Below are 22,532 nucleotides of genomic sequence, written 5' to 3'. Positions count from 1 at the left end.
TTAATAGGTTTATATTGTTTTATTGGCATAGTTTCAATCCAAGGAGAAAGGAGATTTTCAATCGTGCAACTAAAGAAAGCATTTTGGAAGTTGGCTTCGCTTCTTCCGTTATCATTAGTTCTGTTCCTCGGTGGCTGTGATAAAAAACTCGCAGTATTAAATCCGCAAGGACCTGTTGCAAAGGCACAGTATGATTTAATTGTTTGGTCATTCGTGCTTATGTCATTAATTATCGCAATTGTATTCATCTTGTTTACAGTCATCTTGATTCGTTATCGTGAAAAACCAGAGAATATGGACTATGAGCCACCTGATCAACACGGTAACACATTATTAGAAATCATTTGGACGATTATTCCTGTTATTATCGTTATCGCATTATCGATTCCAACAGTTAAAGCAACTTATGCTTCGGAAGAGGTTCCGCAAGAGTCCAAACATATTAAACCAGTTGAAATTTATGTTACATCTGCAAACTGGAAATGGTTATTTAGTTACCCGGAGGAAAAAATTGAAACCGTTAACTATTTAAACATCCCAGCTGGTGTACCAATTCAATTTAAACTGACTTCTGTAGGTCCAATGAATGCTTTCTGGGTACCAGAACTTGGTGGTATGAAGTATACAATGGATGGCATGATCATGGACTTATATTTACAAGCTGACAAACCAGGTTCTTACCTAGGTCGTAGCTCGAACTTCTCTGGTGAAGGATTCACTCACATGGAGTTCGAAGTTGAAGCAAAAACAAAAGAAAAGTATGACAAGTGGGTAAAAGAAGTACAAGAAACTGCTCCTAAACTAACAGAAGATAAGTACAACGATATTGTTAAACCTGGTGTAGTTGGTCGTATGACATTCTCTAGTCATCACTTAAGTTATGTAGATCCAAAATCACTTGAATATTGTGATTACAACTACTACAAAAACAAAAAATAATAGCTATTATTCCAACAGATTGGAGTGAACACAGTGAAGCTTGATGAATTTTTTGTCACAGGTGACCCGATTATTTACGGAGCTGACGCATCTATCGTTCTTGTGACATTAGCGATTCTTTTCGTACTAACAAAGTACAAAAAATGGAGATGGCTTTGGGATGAATGGTTAACAACTGTTGACCATAAAAAAATAGGAACCATGTATATTATCTCTGCCGTTATAATGTTATTCCGTGGTGGTATGGACGGTTTAATGATTCGTGCCCAGTTAACATTCCCAGATACAACATATTTAAACGCTGAACACTATAACGGAATCTTTACAACACATGGTACAGTTATGATTCTTTTCATGGCGATGCCATTCGTTCTAGGATTAATGAACGTCGTTGTACCATTACAAATTGGTGCTCGTGACGTTGCATATCCGTTCTTAAATGCTTTAAGTTTCTGGTTATTCTTTATTGGAGCAATGTTATTCAACATCGCTTTCGTAATCGGTGGTTCTCCAGACGCTGGGTGGACTTCTTACTTCCCAATGGCGGGTACAGAGTTTACTCCTGGTGTAGGAAATAACTTCTACGCAATCGCCTTACAGATTTCAGGTATTGGTACGTTAATGACAGGTATTAACTTCCTAGTTACTATTTTAAAAATGCGTACACCTGGAATGAAATTAATGAAAATGCCAATGTTTACATGGTCTATTTTAATTACATGTGTAATCATTATTTTCGCTTTCCCAGTATTAACAGTAGCTCTTGCATTAATGACATTTGACCGTCTATTTGATGCTCACTTCTTTACGATGGCGAGCGGCGGTATGCCAATGCTCTGGGCCAACTTGTTCTGGGTATGGGGTCACCCTGAAGTATATATCGTTATTTTACCGGCATTCGGTATTTTCTCTGAAATCATTAGTACATTCTCACGTAAACGTCTATTCGGTTACAGTGCGATGGTATACTCAATGGTTGCAATTTCTTTACTAAGTTTCGTCGTATGGCTTCATCACTTCTTCACGATGGGTGCAGGTCCAGCGGTTAACTCGTTCTTCTCGATTTCGACAATGGCGATTTCGATTCCAACCGGTGTTAAAATATTTAACTGGTTGTTTACGCTGTATAAAGGACGTATTCGTTTTACAGTTCCAATGCTTTGGTCATTGGCATTTATTCCAAACTTCGTAGTTGGTGGAGTTACAGGGGTTATGCTTGGAATGGCAGCAGCTGATTATCAATACCATAACAGCTACTTCCTAGTCGCTCATTTCCACTACGTATTAATCGCAGGTACAGTATTCGCTATGCTTGCTGGATTCACATTCTGGTATCCAAAAATGACAGGTCATATGCTAAATGAACGCCTTGGTAAATGGACATTCTGGATCTTTATGAGCGGATTTAACATCTGTTTCTTCCCAATGTACTTCCTAGGTTTAGATGGTATGACTCGTCGTATGTACACTTACTCTGAAAGCCTTGGATGGGGTTGGTTGAACCAAATCGCATCTGTCGGCGCAGTAATGATGGGTATCGGATTCGTACTTCTTTGTTACAACGTAATTTGGAGTGCACGTCACGGTGAACGTGACACAACTGGAGATCCATGGGATGGCCGCACACTTGAATGGGCAACTCATTCTCCTGTACAACATTACAACTTCGCGAAACTTCCTGAAATTAAAGAAGCTGATGCTTTCTGGTTCATGAAAAAACGCGGAGAAACAATTACACCAACAGCTGATGAATTAAAACCAATTCACATGCCAAGTAATTCTGGTGTGCCTATTATTATGTCTGCATTCTTCGGTCTTGCAGGTTTTGCATTAGTATTTAGCTGGTTCTGGCTTGCAGCAATCGGTGGTATTGGTATTTTAGGTTGCTTAATCTATCGTTCATTCGATTATGATGATGGCTACTACGTAAGTGTTGATGAAATTAAAGAAACAGAACATATAGCATGAGAGGTGAAATGACATGGCGGCTTTAGATAAAAGCTTACCTTTGGAATATCAATCCGAGCAAAGCAGATTGAATATCCTAGGATTCTGGATTTTTCTTGGGGCTGAAATTATGCTGTTCGCAACACTTTTCGCCTCTTATCTAGTCCTTGCTGGTCGTACGGCAGATGGCCCAACACCAGCGCAACTGTTTGAAGTTAAAACACTTTTAATTCAAACGCTATTACTTTTAACAAGTAGTTTCACATGTGGTATCGCAATTCACGAAATGCGTAAACACAACCAAAAAGCAATGCTTGGATGGTTCATCTTTACATTACTTTTAGGTGCAGGTTTCCTATTCTTCGAGATCGAAGAGTTCATTATGTACGTTGGTGAAGGCGCAACGATTCAAACAAGCGCATTCTTATCTGGATTCTTCGTTCTTCTTGGAACGCATGGTGCCCACGTAACAGGTGGTATCATTTGGGCAACTTGTGTTATTATCCAAATTTTAAAACGAGGTTTAACACCAGTTACAGCTCGTAAAGTATTTATTATCAGCTTATACTGGCATTTCCTTGATCTTGTTTGGGTCTTTATTTACACACTAGTTTACTTGAACGGGATGGTGGCGTAAATGGGTCAAAATAACAATCAAGCAAATGCGCATAGCGGATTCCCGTGGTCACACGTTTTCGGATTCATTTTATCGCTTGCACTAACGTTTCTTGCTTTATATGTTGCACTTTACACAGACTTGCCACTTTCAACGATATTAACAACTATTATCATAATGGCAGTTGCGCAAGCGTTATTACAATTAATTATGTTCATGCACTTAAAAGAAGGAGAAGGAAGCATTCAAATTCTTACAATGATATACAGTTTCTTCGTTGCAGCTGCAACAGTTGGTCTTACTGTATGGATTTTCTTCTCAATGTAATTTGCATGAAAAAGACTGCTGAGATTCCTCGGCAGTCTTTTTTTATTCTCTCCCCTATTACATCCACATTACGGAATTAACAACAAAATCATGAAAAATATACTTATTATGACAAACGTTAAGAAAACTCTTTCTTTATGAAATCGAATCCATATGCGTTGCTTTTCTACCTATTATATGGCTAAATAGGTACTATATTTATTTGAAGGGAGAGAACGCAGTGGAACATCATTCTTCTGTTCTATCACTGATGGTTGTTGTCGCAATCACGTTTTTCGTTCCCCTTTTGTTACAGCGCTTTAAATTAAAAGCACTTCCTGTCGTTGTTGCAGAAATTATCGCAGGAATCTTTGTAGGTAAAAGTGGATTTAACATCATTGAGCCAGATATGTGGCTTCAAGTCTTATCAACACTAGGGTTTATCTTCCTAATGTTTTTAAGTGGTTTAGAAATTGACTTTTCGATCTTTAAGCAAAAAGGGAAAAAGAATACGACAAACGAACCAAACACATTCCAAGCAGCAAGCATTATCTTCTTATTTATTTTCATTTTATCTTATGCCCTATCATTACTATTCGTATGGCTAGGATTCGTAGACAATGCAATGTTCATGACTTTAATTATTTCAACTATTTCTTTAGGTGTTGTTGTGCCCACATTAAAAGAAAATAACTTAGGAAAAACCGCAATCGGGCAAATCATTTTATTAGTCGCTGTTATTGCAGACTTAGTTACAATGATTTTACTCGCGGTATTCGTCGGATTAAATTCCGAAAGTGGCCAAAGTATGTGGCTTCTACTTCTTCTATTCGGTGCTGGTATTGTAATTTACTTTGTCGCAAGACGTTTTAAAAATATTCCATACCTAGAAAGCCTAAAAGCCGGTAGTGTACAAATTGATACACGAGCTATTTTTGCACTCATCTTAATATTAGTTGGATTATCTGAATCTGTTGGGGCAGAAAATATTTTGGGAGCCTTTTTAGCAGGTGTACTCGTATCTTTATTATCACCAAATGAAGATATGGTTGAAAAACTTGATTCCATCGGATATGGTTTCTTCATCCCTATTTTCTTCGTAATGGTTGGTGTAAATCTAGAAGTATGGTCTATTTTTAAAGAGCCTTCTAGTATGCTAATGATCCCAATTCTAATTGTGGGGCTCTTTATTTCAAAACTGTTGCCATCACTCGTCTTACGAAAATGGTACCCACGCAATATCGTACTCGGAAGTGCTATTTTGTTAACATCAACACTTTCTTTAGTTATTGCGGCTGCACAAATTGGTGAAAAGCTAGGCATCATTAGCCCAAGTTTATCAGCATCTCTTATTTTAAGCGCAGTTATTACTTGTATTTTTGCACCTATATTATTTAACAAGATGTTTCCAAAAGTGGAAACACCAAAACCGAAAGTATCTATTATTGGTGCAAGCAGAATTACCCTTCCGCTATCACTTGATTTAAAACGTGAAGAGTATGACGTAACACTATATATGATACGTCAAAATAAAATAAATGATGAGGAAGCGAAATCTCATGACTTCCCTATTGTAAAATTAGATGAGATTACTATTCAATCTTTAATGGAACAAAAAGCTTTCGAAGCAGACCGTGTTGTTGTTGCGACAAGTGATGATGAACAAAACTTATTATTAGCAGAACACGCAAAAGAATTAGGTGTTGAACACGTCATCGCAAGTGTAGAAGATCCCCTTCTACAAGAAAAGGCGACTCAAGAACATATCGCTGTATTCTCGACTATTAACTCTACACGTATTTTATTACGTGCACTTATTGATAAACCAAGTCTCGTTCGCTTAATTACAACAGCAAATGAAACAGTACGTGAGGTTGAACTACGGAGTAATAAATATAATGGCTTAGCACTTCGTCGCCTTCCGTTTTTAGGTGATGTACTTGTCATTCAAATTTATCGTGGCAATAAAGCATTAATACCACATGGTGATACGAAGTTACAGCATGGCGATACTTTACTTGTAACGGGTTCAAAAGAACATATTGATACAATGAAAAACATATTAGAGTAGAAAATGCCCCTCACATAAATGAGGGGCATTTTTTCATTTCCATATGGTAAAATGTTACTATCACATATTATGGGGATGAATAACATTATGTCTATTTCAACTTTAGCTCTCTTATTATTAGCAGAAGTACTCGTCGCCATTATTCTCATCGGTATTAGCATTGAAATTTGTAGCTATGGATGGAAAAAATCGAATGGAATTAAGTACTTTTGTCTCTTACTTTCACTCCTTCTCGGAACTGCTAGTATAATAGGACTTCTCGTTGCACCCGCATATTTCTTCTTACAACTTATAGAAAAAGGCTTATAAGAAAGGATGATATTATGATTACAGTGAAACATATTGATGCATCTGAAACATACTTATTACGCCAAAAAATTTTGCGTCCCAATCAATCATTAGAAGATTGTAAATACGATTCAGATTACGAAATAGACTCCTTCCACTTAGGTGCATTTCTACATGATGAACTTGTTAGCATCGCCTCCTTTTCAAAAGAACTATACCCTGCCTTACAAGCTGGTACCCACTATCGTCTACGAGGAATGGCAACTTTACCTAATTTCCGAAACCAGCATGCTGGCACTTCCTTAATCCGTAAAGCTGAACAAGTCCTCCAAGAACGCGAAGCAAATATTCTATGGTGTAATGCCCGAATTACCGTAGCGGATTATTACAAACGATTAGGTTTCCATGAGCATGGTGAAATCTTCGAGATTGATCCAATAGGACTCCATAAAGTAATGTATAAAGAAATATAAGAAAAGCTTTCTGCATATCGCAGAAAGCTTTTCTTATATTTCATCTTCACTTTTTATTTTTTTCCTATATATGTATATAAACAAACTAGGAACTAAAAAACAAGCAAACATAATAAGTCCTGTTATGCTAATTTCCTTTATCGAAATATCTGGTGTTACAATGATACAAATAGCTAAAATACCAATAACAATACCTACTGGAATGAATAATAGCTTCATGAAATAACTACGAGATACTCCCCCTGTATGCTCATACACTTCCACCGAATTTTTTAAGTTTAAAAAGTTAATAACTATTATCCCGCCCATAAATACCATTAATAAATCCGAAACACTTTCATATCCTGCCCCTTGCAAAACATAACGGTAAAACACGATACTTAGTATGACAATATTTTGTAAGATGAAAGCTAGTCTAATATGCTTTAACCCCTCGATCATTAAACGTTCATCTTTCACGATTTTCACCCTATCACTCCTTTTCCTCCCAAAACAAATCATTCAATGTTTTATCTACCGCATAACAAATTTTCAAACATAAATCTAAAGATGGATTGTATTTCCCCTTCTCAATTAAACTAATCGTTTGCCTTGTAACGCCTACTTTTTCTGCTAATTGTTGCTGTGTTAAATCTAACTGAACACGCGCGACTTTTATTTTACTTACAGCCATTCATGTTCCTCCTCTATCTTTATAGTAACATATATATTCCATTAAGTAATTTATATTTTACGTGACTAATTTAATTTTCACCTTACCCCGCTATTTGTGGGCAGTAAAAATCCCACCTCAAAATTCGGCTGGAGCAAAGAAGTTAGGTGGGAACCCTGCTGCCCGTAAACGCCCGATTGGTGAGGGCTGATAATCAATGGCGGATGAACAAAACCCCACTGATTATAGTTTCACTTTATTATACACAAAAAAGGAGCCTCTCATAAGAAGCCCCTTTCTATATCTATATTATAAGAATAAATGACATCCAAACAAAATTGTAAATAAGTATAGTAACGGATGTACTTCCATTCCTTTCCCCTTCACGATTTTTAAAATTGGATACACTAAAAATCCGATTGCAATTCCATTCGCAATACTAGATGTTAACGGAATACCAATGAAAATTAAAAATGCCGGTAATGCATCTTCAAATTCATTCCAATTAATATCACGAATGCTTTGTGCCATTAAGCTACCTACTATAATTAAAGAAGGAGCTGTAATAGCTGCTACACTTGATAAAGAGGCAATAACAGGGCTAAAGAATGCCGTTATAATCGTTAAACAAACGACTACAATACCTGTCAATCCAGTTTTACCACCTGCCGCAATTCCAGCTGACGATTCAATTGTCGCTGCTGTCGGGCTTGTCCCAAAGATAGAACCTGTCGTCCCGCCAATTGCATCTGCAATGAACGCCTTACCAAAGCGCTTTTCAGTGTTATCTGTATTTAAACCTGCTTGTTTAATTAAACCAAGTAACGCACCTGTTGTATCAAATAAAAGTACAAGTAAGAATGAAAAAATAACCCCATATAATCCATACTGAATTACATCTGAAAATGCATTAATAGGGTTTGAAACAATAATTCCTTCTGGTAAATGTGGCATTGCGACAATGTTATTTTCAAACTTTAATTGCCCTGTAAAGAAAGCAATAATCCCTGTCACAATCATACTAATAAACAATGCACCACTAACACGTAATACCATTAATACCGCCGCTAACACTAAACCAACTATTGTTAAAATAACAGCCGGTGAATGAAAGTCCCCGATTGTAACTAAGTTAGATGGGTGGTCAACGATAATACCCGAAAGTCGCAATCCGATAAAAGCAATAAATAATCCGATTCCACCCGCAATTGCATGTTTTAAACTGTCCGGAATTGCGACAATTAGCTTTTGCCTAAACGAGGTGAAAGATAATAAAAGAAAAATAATACCTGTTACAAATACTGCTGAAAACGCAATGACATATGTAATCCCCTCTGCCTGTTGAACAACAGAGTAAGCAAAATATGCATTCATTCCCATAGCTGGAGCAATAACAATTGGATAGTTAGCTAAAAACGCCATACATAGCGTTCCAACAACTGTCGCAATAATAGTTGCTGTAAATGCTTGATCAAATGGTACACCTGCATCAGATAATATTTTCGGATTGATGACAAGAATATACGCAAATGTAAAAAAAGTTGTGATGCCAGCTAAAATTTCTTGCTTCACAGAAGTGTTATACTTTTGTAATTGAAACATACTTATGTACCCTTCCTACACTTGAATTATTATCACACATTCTTTTCTTATTAGTATGTGAGAAAATGTAATACTTAATCTTAACAATCAATAAAAAGAAGAGTCAATATATTCTCTAATAGTTAGAATTTTAAGTTTAAGTCTGACAAATACAGATGTAGTACAGTGTATTATGATTATTTTTGTAGCATAACAGATAGAAATGTTTTATAATTTGAAATAGTTAAATATTTAGTAGATTCATTCAAATATTGTTCACTCTACAGGGGGTATTCTTCTTATGCAGCAAACAAACAAATCTGAAAATTTAAACCGTGGCTTAAAACAAAGGCATATTACTTTAATGTCTCTCGGTTCAGCTATTGGCGTTGGACTATTTTTAGGATCAGCTTCCGCTATTAAACTAGCTGGCCCATCTATTTTACTAGGCTATATGATTGCCGGACTCGTTATTTTCTTCATTATGCGCGCACTCGGAGAAATGGCAATTGAACAACCGGTTGCTGGCTCTTTTAGTAAATATGCAAATGATTACATCAGCCCACTAGCTGGGTATATTACAGGCTGGAATTACTGGTTTTTATGGGTTGTTACTTGTATGGCGGAAATTACAGCAGCAGGCATTTACATGCAGTACTGGTTCCCTGATATCCCGCGCTGGACTTGGGCATTACTAGCTCTTTTATTAATGAGTGCTTTCAACTTCTTATCTGTGAAAGTATTTGGAGAACTTGAGTTTTGGTTTGCTCTCATCAAAATTGTCACAATTATCTGTATGATAGTGATTGGCTTTGGTATTATTCTATTCGGATTTGGAAATGGCGGCGTTGCAACTGGTATTTCAAATCTTTGGGAACATGGGGGCTGGTTCCCAAATGGCTTCTCTGGATTATTACTTTCCTTACAAATGGTATTATTCGCTTATTTAGGAGTCGAACTTATCGGAGTTACAGCTGGTGAGGCTCAAAATCCGAAAAAGACACTCGCAAAAGCAATTGATAATGTATTTTGGAGAATTTTAATATTCTACGTTGGAGCTCTATTCGTTATGATGGCAATTTACCCTTGGAACGAACTTGGCGAAAAAGGAAGTCCCTTCGTGCTAACATTCCAGCAAATTGGTATCGCAAAGGCAGCGGGCATTATTAACTTTGTTGTTTTAACAGCAGCTCTTTCTTCTTGTAACGGTGGTTTGTTTAGTACAGGCCGTATGCTATTTACATTAGCACAACAAAAGAAAGCACCCGAAAGATTCGGTCGTTTAAATAAAAATGGTATTCCGAGTCAAGGAATTATCGCAACAGCAATCGTTTTACTCGTTGGCGTTATATTAAACTATCTTGTTCCTGCAAAAGTGTTTACATGGCTAACTAGTATTTCAACTTTCGGGGCAATTTGGACTTGGGGTATTATATTAGTCGCTCAAATTAAATTCCGTAAAGGGTTACAAACTAATAAAAAGGATAAGCTAGCATATAAAATGCCTTTACACCCATTGAGTTCATATTTCTCACTCGGCTTCCTTGTACTTGTACTGGGTATAATGGCCTATTCAGAAGATACACGAATCGCATTAATCGTCGGGCCAATTTGGCTTATCGGCTTAGCTATCGTGTATTATATGAAAGGTTTTCATAAGATTGATGAATCGTCTAATTCAAAAATTAGTTAAGTCCACGATCTCTTCCTACTTTACTAGGGAGAGATTTTTTCATTATTCGCGCAAATATTTCTCAATCAAATTAACGTTATCTTTACACTATTTAATATTTTCTATCTTTATTTCCATAGAAAAATCAATTACATTATTAAAGCACATATATTTATTATTAGGGGGATTCTTCTATGAAGAATAAAAAATGGATTCAATTTTCTTTAGCAACAGCAATCACACTTAGTATAGGGAGTTCTTACATTCCGTCTACTTACGCCGAAAGCTCCGTAGACCCAGCTCCTGAAATTGCTGCAAAAGTTATAAATCAAAACAATGGTAAGAAAGTATTATTCGATAATACACACGGTCAAACGGCCGGGACAGCTGATTGGGTTATTGATGGCGGTTTTTCTGATTTCGGAAACGGCATTGCCCAAAACGGATATCATGTAAAAGAACTTCGTAAATCAACATCTATTACATACGACGATTTAAAAAATTACAATGTATTTATCGTTCCCGAAGCAAATATTCCTTATAAAAAATCTGAGCAAGACGCAATGTTACAATACGTGAAAAATGGCGGCAGTATTTTCTTCATTGCCGATCATTATAATGCAGATCGTAATAAAAACCGCTGGGACTCCTCAGAAGTGTTCAATGGATATAGACGCGGGGCATGGGATAATCCAGCAAAGGGAATGTCTAATGAAGAAACAACTTCACAAGCTATGCAAGGAGTAGAAAGCTCTGATTGGCTATCCGATAATTTCGGTATTCGCTTCCGTTACAATGCACTTGGTGATGTTTCAGCTAAAAATATTGTCTCACCTGCGCAATCATTCGGAATTACAACTGGCGTTTCATCTGTAGCAATGCATGCCGGCTCTACTCTTGCGATTACAAATCCAAAACTAGCGAAAGGCCTTGTATATCTTCCAGAAAATCCATCAAAATGGAATAACGCTGTTGATAGCGGCGTTTATAACGGTGGTGGCGTTGCAGAGGGGCCTTATGCTGCTATTTCGAAAGTTGGCCTTGGAAAAGCAGCCTTTATTGGTGATTCTTCTCCTGTTGAAGATGCCTCGCCAAAATATGTTCGTGAAGATTCAGGTCAATCAAAGAAAACTTATGATGGTTATAAAGAAGAAAACGATGCTGTTCTATTAGAAAACATCGTGAATTGGTTAGCGAAGCAAGAAACATTTACAAGCTTAGATCAAGTGAGTGGTTTACAGCTTGATGCACCTACAGCTCTACAAACATTTGAACAACCAAGCTTATCAACAGAACCACAACCAGAACCTTGGAGCGCACCAAGTCAAGGTTACCAGTGGTTCAATACAAATACTTTCAAACCAGGTTCATACGGCTATAACAGTGCAGTGACAACGAGTGATTACGTAATTACGCACCCTAGCATTCTACCAAACAATGAAGTGTTCCAAATGAAGATTCAAGTAAATAACTTATTACCAAATACAACATACAATAATTATTCTTTAGGTATCTTCACAACTGGCGGAACACAGGTAGCAAAAGTTCAAAATACAAATGGCACTTGGCCATCTTCTTTCGGATATAGCAGTGCATTCTCTTTCATCACAAATAGCCAAGGATCTGCTGAAAAAATTGTGAATGTACAACTTGATCCAAATACAACTGGACAAGCAACACTTCGTCTACGTCAAAATACGACAGCGAAATATAGTGAAACTGTAACGATTAATAAAAAATAATGAAAAAGGCAATCCGGATATGGATTGCCTTCTTTTCACTTCTCTTCTTTTGAGAAAAACATTCTTGAAATAACGATACCTATACTACCAACGATTAAGAATAACACCGCCCTGATCATCATCGACACCTCTGGTAGGTCGAGAAGGAATAACTTCCCTACTGTTACTACTAATACGACTAAGCCAGCATATAATATTTCGTTCATCTGTCTATAACGGCCAAACCAAACTGCAAATAACGCATATACCATCCATAATAACGATACAGATACGCTAATTATACTTCCATCTGTAGAAAGAACTTCACCGATTCTAGTAATTGTAATAAATACAATGACCATTAACGAGTAGAGCGCTATAGAGTACACATATTTACCAAAACTCGCTAACACTTCTTTCGCTTGTCTCATGCAATAATAGAACGTTCCTATCAAAATAATATGAGCGACAAATCCTGCCGAAATGAAATGATCAAACGGGCTAAAAATCGTCTGCACCATTCCAATAGCATAAATCGTTGCACTTACATACAATTTAATATTTTGCTTTACTTTAATAGCAGTAACCATACCAAGGAAACCTTGTAACAATAATACGATTGCTGCATTCACCAAACTGTACTCGTATAAAATCGCTAAACTAAATGACCCCATTGCAAAGCCAAATATTAGATTTGTAAATACAGAATGTTTATTTTTCCTATATTCAAGTGCGAACATGACAACATGCACAAATGCACTTATAACTAATCCCCACGTTGTAAATTCAGGAATTTGAGAAATGGCTAAAATAAAGAAAACTGCATTCGCACTAAATATCGCCAATCGTGCTTCTTGTATAAAACTTCTCTCCGAAAACATATGCCAAAATAATAGTAAATGAATTGCACCGTATACAACTGTTAACTGTACTTGCACATTCTCTACTAATATTGACATAACAGCAAAGAAGACAAATAGGACAATTGCTGCCACAACATAAGAAATCATATACAAGTACTTATAACGGTTTCTCAATGCATACCATAATAGACTAATTGTTAATATCGTCTCATAACTAAAGAAAATATACGTATTAGGAGTCGTACTATTTAACAAGAAAGGAACAAAAAATGCTCCCACCGCCACGAAAATAGCGAGGTATTCCGATTTATATCTTTTCGCTAAATAAATCCCTAAAACAACCCATATAATGTTGCAAATAAACGCTATACTTGCAGGAATAAATTCATATAAATAATGTGCCGCAAACGTTGTTAAAACAATTCCCGTAATACTTCCCCCAGCTAATACTAACCCTAACGCTTGCCGCTCTCTTTTAATTTGTATATCTCCTACATAATACAAACCGGCAGATAGTACGATACCAAACACAACCCGTATCGCTGGTGTTAACAATCCGGTATCTACCCCTGCTTTAAATAACCAAATAACGCCAAGTAGCATAATACCGACAAATATGCGTGGTAACCACGTTTGACAAAACTTTATAATATTAAATGGTTCTGGTTTAAATGCAGATATATCTACTTGTTTCACCTCTGGCTCTTGCATGGACTCCCTCGTCTTAACTACATCTTCTTGTAACTTTTCATTACTTACCGCTTCAATATATTCTTTCTTTTCCTTATTAACATTTTGTTGAACTTTATCTACTTCTATTTTTCTTTGTTTCGCTTTCAATTCATAAAGTGTCTCTTGCATCGTTTCAATTGCCGTTTCGAGCGCTTCTATTTTCTTATTTAAATCCTCCTTCATACAATCCCCCTCATCATCGATTTTTTCACTTGACCTATATATTACCAATTACCTTTATCATACTCTTAGTCTATTCATTTTCAATACTATTTTTCCAAAAAAGAAAGGTGTTTTCCCAAATAGGAAAACACCTCTTACTTATTTATTCTTATTTATAGCAATACTAACAATTACACCGAGGCAGACACCTACAAATGCCGGAACAATCCAACCTACACCTTCTGAATAAAACGGAAGCATTTTTAGTAGTGGTGTCCATTTATTCATCAGTACACTTTTGTTTAAAACATCAATCGCACTAAATAACGCTACGATTCCAATCGTTACCGAATATACGTATACATACTTTCCAATATACTTATGGAATAACCCTAAAATAATAAGCGTTAGTGCAACTGGATAAATAAATCCAAGAATCGGTACCGATACTTTTAAAATTTGCGTTAATCCTAAATTAGCTAACACCATACTAACAAAACTTAATATAAATGCCCAAGCTTTATAAGATACTTTCGGAAATACACTTGCGAAAAATTGACTACACGACGTAACAAGTCCTATGGAAACGCATAGACAAGCGACAGTAAAAATAAGACCTAATAAAACTAACCCACCTTGTCCAAATAATGTCGTCATAACTTGTGCTAACACTTTCGCACCGTTATCAAATGTACCCAATGAACCACTAATTGAGCCAACATATCCAAGAATGACATAAATAATAGATAATAAAAGCCCTGCTCCAATACCAGCAATGCTCATATATTTCGCTAAACCTTTATCATCCTCTACACCTTTTGCACGCAGGGCATTTGCAATAACAATCCCAAATATTAAAGCCGCTAATGCATCCATCGTTAAATAACCATCTAAAAATCCTTGAAACATAGGAGCTTGTCCATAATTTCCTGTAGGCCCTTTCACACTGCCTACTGATGTAAACATACTTTTTATAAATATAATAGCAATCATACATAATAATAAAGGCGTTAACACCTTTCCAAACAAGCCCATTAATTTAGACGGTGATAAACTTAACCAGTAAACAATACTAAAGAAAATAGCCGTGTACAATAACAAAACTACACTACCCGCTTCTGGAAACAACTGACCTGGTCCCATTTCAAAAGCTAAGCTTCCTGCACGTGGTATACCAAGACCTGGTCCAATAAATAAGTACACAATACATGGAAAAATAATTGCAAATGAAGAATGAACCCTGCCCGCTAACGTTTGAAAGCTCCCTGCTTTCGCAATAGCGATAACACCTAATATCGGAAGCCCTGTTGCTGACATAATAAAACCTAGCAATGCAATCCACACATGCTCTCCCGCTTCGTATCCAAGGAAAGGTGGGAATATAAGATTTCCCGCTCCAAAGAACATAGAGAATAACATAAGACTAATAAGCAAAATTTCTTTTTTCTGTAACAATTTCATTTCTTTCTCCTTCTTCAATTTCATCTCGCATGAGATCTATTCCACACGTAGGAAAAACGCGATAATCCGCTTCCTTACAAAGAAAACATAGTCCATAGTCTACCACAAAAGAAACACCCATTCTATATCTACTTCCCTTTTCCAATTTCTTCTGAAAAATCAACCTTTATTGACTTTCAATAGTTAATAAAGTAAAATATTAAATATATAAAACTATTAACTTTGTTTTTTGTTTGTGTCAGGAGGAAAAATCACATGGAATCAACGATACAACTAGAAAGAGAACAACAAAGAAAAAAGAAACATCCTCCAGGTTTGTACTTACTCTTCTTTACAGAGATGTGGGAAAGATTTAGTTACTATGGATTACGAGGATTATTAACATTATATTTAACAACAGCTTTAGTAAGCGGTGGTCTTGGGTTTAGTCCCGCATGGGCACTTTCCATTTACGGATTTTATACTGGAGCCTGTTACTTCACCCCATTAATTGGTGGATACTTAACAGACCGTTTTCTAGGTAAACGAAAAGCCATCACAATTGGTGGTATAACGATGGCAATTGGTAACCTTACACTATTTGCCTTGCAAAACCAAGTCGGTCTATACCTCGGATTAGCGCTTATTATTATCGGTAACGGATTCTTTAAACCGAATATCTCTACACTTGTTGGAGAATTATACGAAGAGCACGATCCAAAACGTGATAGTGCATTTACAATTTTCTATATGGGTATTAACGTCGGTTCATTTTTAGCTCCACTCGTTTGTGGGTTTTTATCAGAAAATTTATTTAAAACAACAGTGGACGGTGTTGTTCATTACGGATTCCGTTACGGTTTCTTAGCAGCTTCAATCGGAATGATTATTGGACAAATTTTATTTACAACACTATCTAATCGCTTCCTTGGTGATATCGGTAAAAAACCAACTCGCGATTTGCAAACAGCTGCTGGACAACAAACAGTAGGAAATACACCGTTAACAAAAAAAGAAAAACAACGTACCGCAGTTATCGTCATTTTAACATGCTTTGTTGTCTTCTTCTGGGCTGGCTTTGAACAAGCTGGTAGTTCGTTAACATTATATACAAACAAATTTGTAGACCGCTCTGTGTTCGGATGGGAAGTTCCAACATCTTGGTTCCAATCGGTCAATCCGTTATTTATTATTTTACTTGCTCCAGTCATTTCAGCATTATGGGCAAAACTTGCAACTAGAAAAAATGGGGATTTAAAAATCCCAACAAAAATGGGACTTGGTATGATCCTACTCGGTATCGGTTATATCATTCTCGTTATCGCTACATTAAAAACAGGTAGTGATGAACATAATATTACAGAAAAAGCAAACTTACTATTTATCGTCTTTACGTATCTTTTCCATACGTTAGGCGAGCTATTCTTATCACCTGTTGGGCTATCAATGGTTAGCGCACTTGCTCCAGTAAAACTTGCTTCTTTATTAATGGGAGTATGGCTAGCAAGCTCAGGAATCGCCAACATTATAGGCGGACAACTTGCAAGCTTCACAACTTCACTTGGATATGCTGAAGTATTTACAGTAATCGGAGCTGCAGCAATTATTTTAGGTTGTGTTTTATTATTAATTTCTAAGAAATTAGTGAAATGGATGGATTAAAAAAGATGAGGAAAAATTCCTCATCTTTTTTTATGCTTTTTTACCTTTTTCTATTGCTTGTTCATACAGATCTTTGTGCTCTTTATATTCACTTGGCACGAAGTTTTTATAGAAAAATGACAGCCAGCTATCTCCTTTTTTATATCCTTCTTCTCGGATTTCTGCTGCCTTTTTATTTGATTTAAATCCTTCCGTAAACCATTTCTTTAATGACTCGTGCTTTTCATACTTAGCAGGAACTTTTAAATCATAATTTTCAAATGCATATGTATATCCAGCTTTTTCTGCCATTTTTTGGGCAGACTTATATCCTTTTTCATACGCGGTTTCATATGCTTTCACATATGTATCCTTTTCAGTATTTCCAGGTTTCTTTTCAGCTAATTCTTTACCAGCCTTTTCACCAAGTTCCGCTTGTTCTTTTTCAATCTTTTTGGTTCTCTCTTTATTACCTACTTGGAAACCTTCTGCAAAGTTCACCTTAAACTCAGGAGTAATTTGACTATCGTCCATTTTCTCTTGTGCTAACCCTTGCTCTTTTCCTTTTTCAGAATGCATTTTTTTCTGCTCTTCTAAAGACCAAGCTGCAGTATAAGCAGTTGTAAATGCTTGTTTATATGTATCAGATTTTCCAGTTAAATGCCCTTCCGCATTATTTTTCCCTGCTTTAAAATCAGCCTCTCCACTTTTTTGACCTTCAAGCTGCCCTTTTTCCATGTCAGCTTGACGCTGGGCTTCCTCTTGCTTACGTGCCTCTTCTGCTTTTCTTTGCTCTTCGGCTACACGTTGTCTCTCTTCTTCAGCTTTGCGTTGTTCTTCTGCAGCACGCTGTCTCTCTTCCTCTGCTTTACGCTGTGCTTCTGCAGCACGTTGCTTTTCTGCCTCCGCATTGCGCTGCGCTTCTGCTTGTCTTTCAGCTGCTACAGCACCATTATTATTTTGGCTAGGAGCTGGACTCGTTGCACCACTACTAGAAGCTGGTTTATTGTGATAATGATATTCCCCGTACTGTAATCCCCATTTTTCACAATTTGTACGACACGTATGTCCACCATTCGCATCTGTACGCCCTGGATGTGCATAAGCAGAAATTGGTGCTACCAATAACGCTACACTTGTTGTTAAAAGAAGTTTCTTCACCTGTTGTCTCACTCTTGTTCCTCCCAAAATCTAGAATTCTAACTTTATTATACATAAATAGAAGGATTTTTAAATACCAACTAAAATATTCTATTATTTCTCAACAATAGTAAAAAAGAAGGTCAACTCTTTAAAGAGTTGACCTTCTTTTTTACTTCTTCGCCTTCGTTCCTACTAAATCACCAGCTACAACATAACGCTTAGAATTATCTTTTACAGATACACATGTAATAAGCGTTATCTCATCTTTCCCATGATCTTCTACAACTTCCCATTTATCCGGAGTTACTTCAGATACACCAGTAACAGCGTACTCATATTCATTTTCATTATCATATAAATAAATTTTATCGCCTTTTTTCAAAGATGCTATATCACTAAATAAAACACCTTTTTTAGACATGTTATGCCCTGCTAGTGCGTAATTCCCTTTTCCCATTACTTGATTTTCTTTTACTGTCGCTGCACCTGATAACAGGTTTTTCTCAGTAGAAGATTTTAAAACAGGAATTTCTAATGAAACACTTGGAATCGAAATACGACCGATTACTTGTTTTTTATCTAACGATGCATTCGCTATTTCTGCCAAGTCTGGTTGATTAATTTTTGAAGCATCTACAAATTCCGTGTCGTGCTTTTCATATTCCATCTTTTGAACAGCTTGTACATTCGCTGTCTGTTTCGTCTCTGCCTTATATCCATCATAAAATGGCTTTCCAATTAATACACCACCTACAACAAATAGAAGGATTGCTACTATACTATAAATTCTTTGCTTATTCATATACAATTCCTTTCCGTTACAAAATCTTACTCTATATAAAATGATAAGACAATATTGCTATATGTACAAGTGTAAGCTGAAAAAGAAGCCTTCTCGCTAATGCAAGAAGGCTTCTTTTTAGACTAATTTATTTCTGTATAAGGATACGTGGAAGACTGTCATTTGAATAAAGAAAATACCAAATGCAATATATAGCGTATACCCTGGAATATATAAATTAACAATAGGAGAAAGAGTTAAAAATCCAACTGCACAAGGTAACACATACCATAACGAAACAAAAGTTGTTCGACAAGCTTTCTCCGTAATCGCTTTTTCACGTTCATCTTCTAACGGAAACAATAATGGATACATCCAAAAGGATAAATTCTTGTATTTTTTCTTTTGCATTCTATAAAAAATTGTAACTATAATAGCTCCAATAAATAATAAAACGAATGGTACTCCATTAAACCATACTTCAAATGGGAATTTCTCGTTTTTAATTATATCTGCGAGCTCTGTGACCACATTATAAAGTTCAACAAATGTCCAGCATGCTAGCGCCGTATAAAGTACATTTACGATATAAGAAACCCCAATTCTATTCATCCTCTTCCCCCTCCTTATTTAAAACAAACACATCTTCCATCTTTAACTGGAACACATCACAAATCGTTAACGCTAGTAACAATGAAGGAACATAATCCCCTTTTTCAATTGCAGCGATTGTTTGTCTCGTCACCCCAACCTTTTCTGCTAATACACTTTGCGTAAAATTAAAGCGAGCTCTTAATTCCTTCACTCTGTTTAAAATGGTCAAATTTACCACCTCTCACTATTATTGTATGCTACTCTTAACAAAATGTAAACTCAACTTAACATTATTTTCACAAAAAAATCCAACTTTACGTTTTGTAAAGTTGGATTACGTTTTAGTTTAAAATTGTAACTTTAACATTTTTTCTGCCCCAATTACTAGACGAAGCTTTATCTGGCATTAAAACATCAATTTTGTGACCTTTAATCGCGCCACCAGTATCTGCTGCAATTGCAATTCCATAGCCTTCAACATTTACAGTAGACCCTAATGGAATAACAGATGGATCCACCGCAATTAATTTCATTCCTGGGTTTGCAGTTAAGTTATAAGGCTTACCGCCCGGTCCCCATTTAGAATATACTTGTTGACCTGCTGCATAACCATTTTCAGACGGATCTGCTGTATAAGCTGTTGCGTGTACATACATTTCTTTTCCGCCAGCAGTTACCTTAGGTTGTTCAGGCTCTACTTTCGAATTATTATTAACAACAGGTTCAGCTGGTTTATTAGCTTTTTCTTGCTTTTGTTTTTCAGCAATTTCTGCTTGTGCTTTCGCTAAAGCTTCTTGCTCAGCCTTTGCAGCTGCTTCTGCTTTCGCACGCTCTTCCGCTGCAATTCTTGCTGCTTCTTGTTCACGAGCGATTGTTTCTTGTACTGCCTTCATATTTGATTCGATTTTAGCTTTCTCTTCTGCCGCTAAATTAAGTTGGCTTGCAACCTGATTATATTTAGCTTGAACTGTTTGTAAGTTATCTTGACGTTTTTTCAAGTTATCTTGCAAATCAGCTTGTGCTTTTGCTAATTTTTGTTTGTCTACTACTAAAGATGCTTCTTTTTCATCAATTGTTTTCTTATCTTCTTCAATTTGACGAAGATCTTGTTCTTGTAGACGTAAAATTTCTTTATCTGCTTCTAGAATAGTAGTAACTGCGTTCATACGTTGTATGAAATCAGCAAAGTTTTTTGATTCTACAACAACTTCTACTACTAAACTTGTATTTGAACTGTTTTGAACAGAAACCATACGTTTTCTCATAATATCCTTACGAGCAAGGACTTTATCCTCTAAAACGACAATTTCATTCTTTTTTTGTTCAATCTGCTTATGTGTTTCATCGATTTTACGTTGAATAGCAGCTTGATCCTCTTTATTTTTTGCAATTGTATTATTTAAATTATGTAGTTCGTTTTCGATACCTTGAATTTCTTTACTAACAGCTTGCTTCTCTTGCTCTTTCTTCTGCATATCTGCATCGTTTTGCTGCAATTGCTGTTGCATGTTGTTAAGTTTTTCGTCGTTTGACTCTGCTTTTACAGCGACTGTACTAGAAAGAACAATAATTCCTGCTAATACTAGACTACTGATTCGCTTAAAATAGTTCATAATCCGACTCCCTTCTTATACAGTTATACATGATTTATTTTACAGTTTGTTTACAAAACCATTAAATACAGTTTATTTTTCATGACAAAAAAAAGAGAATTATGAATAAAATGTAATAGATTCTTAAATATTTAACAATTCCTATATTTAAAAATTATAAAAGATGCTAAAATCCAAATATAGAGAAAATATAACTTCTAAAGGCGGTTGAAATAAATACATGTTTACTCAAAAGAAGGCACTCCAACATAAAATTGATCAGTTAGAAAATCGTATACAAGAATTAGAAGCAGAATTAAAACAAAAAGATATTGAAAAACAAGAGACTATTTCTTCTATCCACAATCGTATACAAAGCGTTATGCAAGAGCACGAACTTGTCAATAACCAACATCATACACTCCAAAACTTAATTCAACAATTGAACGCATGCTTTGAAAATGTTTCTATGCGTACTACACATTCCAACGAATTAAATAACGAAATGCTGCAAAAAGAGCACAACTTAATTCAATCTATTGAAGAAATTATCGATTGCTCTAATGAAGGAAAAGAATCCGTTCATCGCTTACTCATTGTAATTAATAAATTAGGTGAACAATCACAACGTACTTCTAATAGTATGAATCATTTAAGCGAACGCTCTAAAGAAATTGAACAAATTGTAGAAGTGATTCAAAACATTGCAGCACAAACAAATTTACTAGCATTGAATGCAAGTATTGAAGCTGCACGTGCTGGCGAACATGGTAAAGGATTCGCTGTTGTTGCCAATGAAGTAAGAAAACTAGCAGAAAGCACAGCTGAAAGTACAAAAAATATCGGCAACTTAACGAAAAAAATTCAAGAAGAAATTGAAAAAGCATACGAAAACACAAAAGATAATTTACATTTGGTCGATGAAGGTGTAGAAATGAGTGCCGATACAAACGCTAGAATCGAAAATATTTTAATCATGATTCAAACGTTACAAAATGGTGCTACAAATGTTATTCAAGCAATTGAAAACCAAAAATCTTGTAATGATGATATATTAAGAGAATTTGCAAACACTCAACAAATGTTCCAAAAATTAAATACTACTATTATGAGCCATATTCATGATGCTGAAAAAGTCGATGTTCAATTGACTAAAGGTCTTCAAGAAACAGTATCTTCTCATTAACAATAAAAGCCCCTTATATCGCTATAAGGGGTTTTTATTATATTTCGAATATTTATTCCTTCTCAATATTCATCTATATCTTTGTTATAATGGAAAAGTTGTTTCTTTAGACTAATTAACAAGGAGGATGTT

Annotated in this window: 21 protein-coding genes; 11 read left to right on the top strand and 10 right to left on the bottom strand. The window is 35.8% G+C overall.

Features of this window, described 5'->3' with window-relative positions:
* Positions 1-63: 63 nt before the first annotated feature.
* From EXW56_RS03525 to EXW56_RS03495, 7 genes are all read left to right on the top strand, one after another.
* Positions 64-939 carry a cytochrome aa3 quinol oxidase subunit II gene (locus EXW56_RS03525; protein WP_002114212.1) on the top strand — a complete coding sequence of 292 codons (876 nt, stop codon included), beginning with the start codon at positions 64-66 and terminating at the stop codon, positions 937-939.
* A gap of 33 nt (positions 940-972) precedes the next feature.
* On the top strand, positions 973-2,907 hold the full coding sequence (gene qoxB, locus EXW56_RS03520; RefSeq protein ID WP_002201747.1) for a cytochrome aa3 quinol oxidase subunit I: 1,935 nt from the start codon (positions 973-975) through the stop codon (positions 2,905-2,907).
* A gap of 13 nt (positions 2,908-2,920) precedes the next feature.
* Complete coding sequence (gene qoxC, locus EXW56_RS03515) at positions 2,921-3,523, top strand: cytochrome aa3 quinol oxidase subunit III (protein ID WP_002174913.1); 603 nt, start codon at positions 2,921-2,923, stop codon at positions 3,521-3,523.
* Entirely contained in the window at positions 3,524-3,829 is a 306-nt protein-coding gene (qoxD, locus tag EXW56_RS03510) for a cytochrome aa3 quinol oxidase subunit IV (protein ID WP_002201748.1), read from the top strand.
* A gap of 220 nt (positions 3,830-4,049) precedes the next feature.
* The gene (locus EXW56_RS03505; RefSeq protein WP_098988666.1) at positions 4,050-5,879 is read left to right on the top strand and encodes a monovalent cation:proton antiporter family protein; all 1,830 of its coding nucleotides are present in this window, start codon (positions 4,050-4,052) and stop codon (positions 5,877-5,879) included.
* An 18-nt stretch (positions 5,880-5,897) separates the two neighbouring features.
* A complete protein-coding gene (locus EXW56_RS03500; protein WP_141558717.1) occupies positions 5,898-6,188 on the top strand; it encodes a DUF4022 family protein in 291 nt (96 codons plus the stop codon).
* Between the two features lie 14 nt (positions 6,189-6,202).
* The gene (locus EXW56_RS03495; protein WP_098988667.1) at positions 6,203-6,640 is read left to right on the top strand and encodes a GNAT family N-acetyltransferase; all 438 of its coding nucleotides are present in this window, start codon (positions 6,203-6,205) and stop codon (positions 6,638-6,640) included.
* Between the two features lie 33 nt (positions 6,641-6,673).
* On the opposite strand, the gene EXW56_RS03490 is transcribed toward EXW56_RS03495, so the two are convergent.
* The 3 genes from EXW56_RS03490 to EXW56_RS03480 form a co-directional block, all read right to left on the bottom strand.
* Positions 6,674-7,108, bottom strand: a complete 435-nt coding sequence (locus tag EXW56_RS03490; RefSeq protein ID WP_098988668.1) for a hypothetical protein — start codon at positions 7,106-7,108, stop codon at positions 6,674-6,676.
* 4 nt (positions 7,109-7,112) lie between these two features.
* Positions 7,113-7,313: a helix-turn-helix transcriptional regulator gene (locus tag EXW56_RS03485; RefSeq protein WP_000301182.1), complete on the bottom strand. Its 201-nt coding sequence runs from the start codon at positions 7,311-7,313 to the stop codon at positions 7,113-7,115.
* A 288-nt stretch (positions 7,314-7,601) separates the two neighbouring features.
* Positions 7,602-8,894 (bottom strand): NCS2 family permease, encoded by a 1,293-nt coding sequence (locus tag EXW56_RS03480; protein WP_070127918.1) that lies wholly within the window; start codon positions 8,892-8,894, stop codon positions 7,602-7,604.
* Positions 8,895-9,174: 280 nt separating this feature from the next.
* Between EXW56_RS03480 and EXW56_RS03475 the strand changes: the two genes are divergently transcribed.
* Positions 9,175-10,566 (top strand): amino acid permease, encoded by a 1,392-nt coding sequence (locus EXW56_RS03475; RefSeq protein WP_002114183.1) that lies wholly within the window; start codon positions 9,175-9,177, stop codon positions 10,564-10,566.
* 173 nt (positions 10,567-10,739) lie between these two features.
* Positions 10,740-12,287, top strand: a complete 1,548-nt coding sequence (locus tag EXW56_RS03470; RefSeq protein ID WP_070138757.1) for a DNA-binding protein — start codon at positions 10,740-10,742, stop codon at positions 12,285-12,287.
* Between the two features lie 35 nt (positions 12,288-12,322).
* Here the strand turns inward: EXW56_RS03470 and EXW56_RS03465 are convergent, their stop codons facing one another.
* Complete coding sequence (locus tag EXW56_RS03465; protein ID WP_002201756.1) at positions 12,323-14,044, bottom strand: DUF2339 domain-containing protein; 1,722 nt, start codon at positions 14,042-14,044, stop codon at positions 12,323-12,325.
* Positions 14,045-14,182: 138 nt separating this feature from the next.
* Complete coding sequence (gene brnQ1, locus EXW56_RS03460) at positions 14,183-15,484, bottom strand: branched-chain amino acid transport system II carrier protein BrnQ1 (RefSeq protein ID WP_002201757.1); 1,302 nt, start codon at positions 15,482-15,484, stop codon at positions 14,183-14,185.
* A 255-nt stretch (positions 15,485-15,739) separates the two neighbouring features.
* Here brnQ1 and EXW56_RS03455 point away from each other — a divergent pair, with 255 nt between their 5' ends.
* Positions 15,740-17,125, top strand: a complete 1,386-nt coding sequence (locus EXW56_RS03455; RefSeq protein WP_002114172.1) for a peptide MFS transporter — start codon at positions 15,740-15,742, stop codon at positions 17,123-17,125.
* A gap of 30 nt (positions 17,126-17,155) precedes the next feature.
* On the opposite strand, the gene EXW56_RS03450 is transcribed toward EXW56_RS03455, so the two are convergent.
* The 5 genes from EXW56_RS03450 to EXW56_RS03430 all read right to left on the bottom strand — a co-directional run bounded on the left by EXW56_RS03450 (position 17,156) and on the right by EXW56_RS03430 (position 21,235).
* Positions 17,156-18,277, bottom strand: coding sequence for a YHYH domain-containing protein (locus EXW56_RS03450; protein WP_002201758.1), 1,122 nt, complete (start codon positions 18,275-18,277; stop codon positions 17,156-17,158).
* Between the two features lie 139 nt (positions 18,278-18,416).
* Positions 18,417-19,049, bottom strand: a complete 633-nt coding sequence (locus tag EXW56_RS03445) for a class A sortase (protein ID WP_002201759.1) — start codon at positions 19,047-19,049, stop codon at positions 18,417-18,419.
* A 117-nt stretch (positions 19,050-19,166) separates the two neighbouring features.
* Positions 19,167-19,640 carry a DUF2178 domain-containing protein gene (locus EXW56_RS03440; protein ID WP_215597180.1) on the bottom strand — a complete coding sequence of 158 codons (474 nt, stop codon included), beginning with the start codon at positions 19,638-19,640 and terminating at the stop codon, positions 19,167-19,169.
* Positions 19,633-19,851, bottom strand: a complete 219-nt coding sequence (locus EXW56_RS03435; RefSeq protein WP_000154019.1) for a helix-turn-helix transcriptional regulator — start codon at positions 19,849-19,851, stop codon at positions 19,633-19,635. The genes EXW56_RS03440 and EXW56_RS03435 overlap by 8 nt, the downstream gene beginning before the upstream one ends.
* Positions 19,852-19,963: 112 nt before the next feature.
* Complete coding sequence (locus EXW56_RS03430; protein ID WP_002114168.1) at positions 19,964-21,235, bottom strand: 3D domain-containing protein; 1,272 nt, start codon at positions 21,233-21,235, stop codon at positions 19,964-19,966.
* A gap of 220 nt (positions 21,236-21,455) precedes the next feature.
* Here EXW56_RS03430 and EXW56_RS03425 point away from each other — a divergent pair, with 220 nt between their 5' ends.
* Complete coding sequence (locus EXW56_RS03425; RefSeq protein WP_215597179.1) at positions 21,456-22,400, top strand: methyl-accepting chemotaxis protein; 945 nt, start codon at positions 21,456-21,458, stop codon at positions 22,398-22,400.
* The last annotated feature ends 132 nt before the right edge of the window (positions 22,401-22,532 follow it).

It is taken from the genome of Bacillus mycoides (assembly GCF_018742245.1).
Classification (GTDB): domain Bacteria; phylum Bacillota; class Bacilli; order Bacillales; family Bacillaceae_G; genus Bacillus_A; species Bacillus_A cereus_U.
Note: the sequence above shows the minus strand (reverse complement) of the source record. Positions and strands in the feature narration are given on the sequence as shown.

Coding starts and splice junctions, on each gene's coding strand:
- qoxC (WP_002174913.1), top strand. CDS start 2,921: ATGGCGGCTTTAGATAAAAGCTTACCTTTGGAATATCAATCCGAGCAA.
- qoxD (WP_002201748.1), top strand. CDS start 3,524: ATGGGTCAAAATAACAATCAAGCAAATGCGCATAGCGGATTCCCGTGG.
- EXW56_RS03500 (WP_141558717.1), top strand. CDS start 5,898: ATGAGGGGCATTTTTTCATTTCCATATGGTAAAATGTTACTATCACAT.
- EXW56_RS03495 (WP_098988667.1), top strand. CDS start 6,203: ATGATTACAGTGAAACATATTGATGCATCTGAAACATACTTATTACGC.
- EXW56_RS03485 (WP_000301182.1), bottom strand. CDS start 7,313: ATGGCTGTAAGTAAAATAAAAGTCGCGCGTGTTCAGTTAGATTTAACA.
- EXW56_RS03480 (WP_070127918.1), bottom strand. CDS start 8,894: ATGTTTCAATTACAAAAGTATAACACTTCTGTGAAGCAAGAAATTTTA.
- EXW56_RS03475 (WP_002114183.1), top strand. CDS start 9,175: ATGCAGCAAACAAACAAATCTGAAAATTTAAACCGTGGCTTAAAACAA.
- EXW56_RS03470 (WP_070138757.1), top strand. CDS start 10,740: ATGAAGAATAAAAAATGGATTCAATTTTCTTTAGCAACAGCAATCACA.
- EXW56_RS03465 (WP_002201756.1), bottom strand. CDS start 14,044: ATGAAGGAGGATTTAAATAAGAAAATAGAAGCGCTCGAAACGGCAATT.
- brnQ1 (WP_002201757.1), bottom strand. CDS start 15,484: ATGAAATTGTTACAGAAAAAAGAAATTTTGCTTATTAGTCTTATGTTA.
- EXW56_RS03455 (WP_002114172.1), top strand. CDS start 15,740: ATGGAATCAACGATACAACTAGAAAGAGAACAACAAAGAAAAAAGAAA.
- EXW56_RS03445 (WP_002201759.1), bottom strand. CDS start 19,049: ATGAATAAGCAAAGAATTTATAGTATAGTAGCAATCCTTCTATTTGTT.
- EXW56_RS03440 (WP_215597180.1), bottom strand. CDS start 19,640: ATGAATAGAATTGGGGTTTCTTATATCGTAAATGTACTTTATACGGCG.
- EXW56_RS03430 (WP_002114168.1), bottom strand. CDS start 21,235: ATGAACTATTTTAAGCGAATCAGTAGTCTAGTATTAGCAGGAATTATT.
- EXW56_RS03425 (WP_215597179.1), top strand. CDS start 21,456: ATGTTTACTCAAAAGAAGGCACTCCAACATAAAATTGATCAGTTAGAA.